We start from the raw sequence: 4814 nt of genomic DNA, 5'->3' as shown, positions 1-4814 counted from the left end.
CCGAACGGGGCCGCGCGCTGGCCCGCGTCGGCCTGCACCCCCGCCTGGCCCGCGCCCTGCTCGACGGCGCCCACCGCGTCGGCGCCCGCACCGCCGCCGAGATCGTCGCCCTGCTGTCGGAACCCCCGCCGCCCGGCGCCGGCGACGACCTGACGGCGATCTGGCGGACCCTGCGCCGCGGCCGCCCCGCCGACGCCCACGCCGCCCGCTGGCGCGACGAGACCCGCCGCCTCACCACCGCCCTGACCTCGACGACCACGGCACCTCCGGCCCGGGGGACGGGGGACGACGCGGCGGCCGGGACCGTGGTCGCGCTCGCGTTCCCCGAGCGGGTCGCCCGGCGGCGGGCCGGGGGGCGGTACCTGATGGCCTCCGGGACCGGGGGCGAGCTCGCGGAGGGGTCCGCCCTGGCGGGGGCGCGGGCCGAGTGGCTGGCGGTCGCGGTCGCCGACCGGCCCGCCGGGGCCGCGTCGGCGCGGATCCGGCAGGCGGTGGTCATCGACGAGGACACCGCCCGCGAGGCCGCCTCCCCCCTGCTGGAGGAGGCGCGGGAGGTCGTCTGGCGCGACGGGGACGTCGTGGCGCGGGAGGTCGAGCGGCTCGGGGCCGTCGAGCTGACCACCCGGCCGCTGCGCGCGCCCGATCCGGGGGCGGTCGCCGAGGCGCTGGCCGAGGGGCTGCGCCAGGAGGGGCTGGGCCTGCTGAACTGGGGCCCGGCGGCCGTCGCGCTGCGGGAGCGGATGGCGTTCTGCCACCGGGCGCTCGGGGAGCCGTGGCCCGCGGTGGACGACGGCGCGCTGCTGGCGCACGCCGTGGACTGGGTCGCCGGGGCGCGGCGGCGGGCAGAGCTCGCGCGGATCGACGTCGCGGCGGCCCTGCGGGGGCTGCTGCCGTGGGAGTGCGCCTCGCGGCTGGACGAGATGGCCCCCGAGCGGATCCGGGTGCCGTCCGGGTCCCAGATCCGGGTCGACTACTCCGGGGAGCAGCCGGTCCTCGCGGTGAAGCTCCAGGAGCTGTTCGGCTGGGACGCCGCGCCCCGGCTCGCCGGGGGACGGGTCCCGGTGGTGGTGCACCTGCTGTCCCCGGCGGGGCGGCCCGCCGCCGTCACCGCCGACCTCGCCTCGTTCTGGCGGGAGGGGTACCGGTCCGTGCGGGCCGAGCTGCGCGGGCGCTATCCCAGGCACCCCTGGCCGGAGGACCCCACCCAGGCGGCCGCCACCCGGCGCACCAACCGCCGGGCCTAGAGCCGTTTCGAGGTGGGCCTCGGCCACGCACGCGAGCGCGCTCCCTGGTCTGCGGGTCCGACACCGGAGAGAAGGGCCCGCGGGCCAGGGCTTGGCGGTATCGCCTAAGGCCTGTTTCAAAGCGGGCCTAAGCCACGCACGCGAGCGCGCTCCCTGGTCTTCGGGCCCAACGCCGGAGGTGAAGGCCCGCGGGCCAGGGCCTGGCGATACCGCCTGAAGCCTGTTTCGAAGTGGGCCTCAGCCACGCGCGCGAGCGCGTGACCTGACCTGCGGGTCCGATGCCGGAGAGAAGGGCCCGCGGGCCAGGGCTTGGCGGCATCGCCTAAGGCCTGTGTCGAGGTGGGCCTCGGCCACGCGCGCGAGCGCGTGACCTGACCTGCGGGTCCGACGCCGGAGGCGAGGGCCCGCGGGTCAGATCGCGAAGCGATGCCGCGCTCGCCAAGACCTGGTTAGGCGCGAGCCCCCAGGGCGAGCGCCGTGGGCCAGGGCTTTTGAAATACCGCCTAGCCGCGGGAACGGATCAGGACCTCGATGCCGTCCAGGATGCGGGCCAGGCCGAACTCGAAGGCGTGCTCGGGGCCCACCGGGCCGTCGTAGGCCTGCCCGGCCGCCGTGCCCACCCGCGCGCCCAGCGGGTAGCGGTCGATGTCGATCAGTTTCGACAGCACCGGCGCGGCCTTCTCCCACCACTGGTGGTCGCTCATGCCGGTGCGGCGTTCGGTCTGGGTGACGTCGGCCGAGAGCCGCGCGGCGCTGTGCACGAACCCGTTGACCAGCGCGACGACCGAGTCCATCTCCACGTCCGACAGGCCCAGGCCCTCGACGGCGGCCAGCTCGTACTCGTACTTGTCCAGCAGGTGGGGGCCCATCGGCGGGCGGGCGGCGGAGACGTGCAGCAGCCACGGGTGGCGGTGGAAGAGCCGCCAGTTCTCGTGGGCGATGTGCTCCAGGCGCTCCCGCCAGGAGCCGCCGCCGGGCGGGGCCTGCTCGCCGTTGACCCGGTCGACCATCAGGTCGAGCAGCTCGGCCTTGCCGGGGACGTAGGTGTAGATCGACATCGGCGCGACGTCCAGGTCCTCGGCGATCCGCCGGATCGACAGCGCCTCCAGCCCCTCGGCGTCGGCGATCGCGACCGCCCGGTCGACGATCCGCGGCACGGTCAGCTTCGGCTTGGGCCCGCGCCGGGGCCGGTCCTGGACGCCCCACAGCAGCTCCAGGGTGCGGACGGGGTCGCCGGTTCCGGTGTGCTCGGTGCTCACCCCTCCATCCTGGCAGAAAATCCGTACACCTTACGGATTGAAACTCTGTACGGCGTACGTTATGTTCTGCGAGCCAACTCTGTACGGCGTACGAAATTGGAGGCGCACCATGACGACGCACATGATCGTCGCCACCGGGCTGCGCAAGCGCTACGGCGGCACCACGGCCCTGGACGGGGTCGATCTGGCCGTCCCGGCCGGGACGGTGCACGGGCTGCTCGGCCCCAACGGCGCGGGCAAGAGCACCACCGTCCGGATCCTCGCCACCCTGGCCCGGCCCGACGGCGGCCGCGCCGAGATCGCCGGGCACGACGTGGTGCGCGACGCGGCGCGGGCGCGGTCGCGCATCGGGCTGGTCGGCCAGCACGCCGCCGTCGACGAGATCCTCAGCGGACGGCAGAACCTCGTGCTGTTCGGGCGGCTGTACCACCTGGGCGCCCGCGCCGCCCGCCGGCGGGCCGACGAGCTGCTGGCGGCGTTCCGGCTGGAGGAGGCCGCCGACCGGCCGGTGCGCGGCTACTCCGGCGGGATGCGGCGGCGGCTCGACCTGGCCGCCGGGATGATCCTGGCCCCGCCGGTGCTGTTCCTGGACGAGCCCACCACCGGCCTGGACCCCCGCTCCCGCAACGAGGTGTGGGAGGCGGTCCGCGACCTGGCCGGCGGCGGCACCACCGTGCTGCTCACCACCCAGTACCTGGAGGAGGCCGACCGGCTCGCGCACAGCCTGTCGGTGATCGACCACGGCCGGGTCATCGCCGAGGGCGCCCCCGACCGGCTCAAGTCGCGGATCGGCGGGGACCGCCTGGACGTGGTGGTCGCCGACCCGGCCGCCCTGCCCGTGGCCGCCGAGGTCGTGGGCCGGGTCTGCGGCGCGGAGGCGGAGGTGGACGCCGCCGCGCTGCGGGTCGGCGCGCCCGCCCGGGACCGCGCCGCCACCCTCACCGAGGCGGTCCGCGCCCTGGACGCGGCGGGCGTCGCGGTCGCCGACATCGGCCTGCGCCGCCCCACCCTCGACGAGGTGTTCCTCAGCCTGACCGGCCCCGCCACCGAGGAGGCGACCGTATGAGCGTCCCGACTTCGATCCCCGTCCCCGCCGTCCCCACCGGGCCCGCCGCCCGGCTGCGCTGGACGGTCGCCGACGCCTGGACGATCACCGGGCGGGCGCTGGCGCACTGGGCGCGCCAGCCCGGCCAGGTCGTGCTGGGCCTGCTGTTCCCCGTGATGGTCGTGCTGATGATGGGCTACCTGTTCGGCGGGCAGATGCGCGTGCCCGGCGGCGGGGACTACCGCGCGTTCATCATGCCGGGCATGTTCGCGATGACCATGCTGTTCGGCATCGAGACCACGTTCGCGGCGGTCGCCACCGACACCCAGCGGGGCGTGACCGACCGGTTCCGGGCCATGCCGATGGCCCCCTCGGCGGTGGTCGCCGGACGCGCCGTCGCCGACATGCTCCACTCGGCGGTGTCCCTGGCCGTCATGGTGGTGTGCGGGCTGGCCGTCGGCTGGCGCTGGCACGACGGGCCGGGCGCGGCGCTGGCGGCGCTCGCGCTGCTGCTGGCCCTGCGGTTCGGGCTGGTGTGGGTCGGCGTCTACCTGGGACTGGTCGCCAAGGGCCCCGAGTCGCTGGTGGCGGTGCAGATCCTGGTGTGGCCGGTCAGCTTCCTGTCCAGCGCCCTGGCCGCGCCCAGCACCATGCCGGGCTGGCTGGGCGCCCTCGCCGAGTGGAACCCCCTGTCTGCGACCGTCACCGCCTGCCGCGAGCTGTTCGGCCAGACCGTGCCCGGCGGCGGATCCTGGGCCGCCGAACACGCGCTGGAGCTGGCGGTGGCGTGGCCGTTGCTGCTGGTGCTGGTGTTCGCGCCGCTGTCGGTGCGCCGCTACCGCGACCTGGACCGGTGAGGGCTCAGTCGCCCGGCAGCGCGTCCGCGCGGTGCCGGGCGACGGCCAGCGCCGGGTGACAGTCGTCGGCGAACGTCCGCCCGGCCGCCAGCGCAGCCCGCAGCCGAGGACCGACCGCCGCCGCGTCGTAGGGCTGCACCACGCACAGCTCCGCCTGCATGGCCTGGCGGGCGGCGTTCATCAGTGCCGGGACGTCCCCCACCACCACGACCTCGCCCGGCTCGTCGCCGTAACCGAGCCGCACCGCCAGGGCGTGCAGGTCGGCGCCGCCCTCGTACCGGAACTCGCACACCAGCCGGTCGCCGTCCAGCGGCCCCTCCTGGATGAGCCAGACCATGCCCGGCACCACCCGGCCCAGCGCGCCCGCCCAGGGCGGCTCGGCCGCGGCCAGGGCGTCGGCGGCGCGGCC

At 76.2% G+C, this 4814-nt stretch carries 4 protein-coding genes and 1 pseudogene; 3 read left to right on the top strand and 2 right to left on the bottom strand.

Annotated features, from left to right (window positions below):
• Positions 1-1244: ATP-dependent helicase C-terminal domain-containing protein (locus tag AKI01S_RS48085; RefSeq protein WP_281186223.1), on the top strand; the 1244-nt coding region annotated here is incomplete at its 5' end.
• Between the two features lie 503 nt (positions 1245-1747).
• Here the strand turns inward: AKI01S_RS48085 and AKI01S_RS48080 are convergent.
• Positions 1748-2503, bottom strand: a complete 756-nt coding sequence (locus tag AKI01S_RS48080; RefSeq protein WP_084000973.1) for a TetR/AcrR family transcriptional regulator — start codon at positions 2501-2503, stop codon at positions 1748-1750.
• A 109-nt stretch (positions 2504-2612) separates the two neighbouring features.
• Between AKI01S_RS48080 and AKI01S_RS48075 the strand changes: the two genes are divergently transcribed.
• Positions 2613-3569, top strand: coding sequence for an ATP-binding cassette domain-containing protein (locus tag AKI01S_RS48075; protein ID WP_067833707.1), 957 nt, complete (start codon positions 2613-2615; stop codon positions 3567-3569).
• Positions 3566-4405 (top strand): ABC transporter permease, encoded by an 840-nt coding sequence (locus tag AKI01S_RS48070; protein WP_067833705.1) that lies wholly within the window; start codon positions 3566-3568, stop codon positions 4403-4405. The genes AKI01S_RS48075 and AKI01S_RS48070 overlap by 4 nt, the downstream gene beginning before the upstream one ends.
• 4 nt (positions 4406-4409) lie before the next feature.
• Here AKI01S_RS48070 and AKI01S_RS52400 read toward each other — a convergent pair.
• Positions 4410-4814 (bottom strand): annotated as a pseudogene (locus AKI01S_RS52400) (hypothetical protein); the annotation flags it as partial.

Origin of the sequence: Actinomadura kijaniata NBRC 14229 (assembly GCF_001552175.1) — a bacterium.
GTDB classification, from domain to species: domain Bacteria; phylum Actinomycetota; class Actinomycetes; order Streptosporangiales; family Streptosporangiaceae; genus Spirillospora; species Spirillospora kijaniata.
The sequence above is the reverse complement of the archived record's forward strand: the minus strand, read 5'-3'. Positions and strand labels throughout refer to the sequence as shown.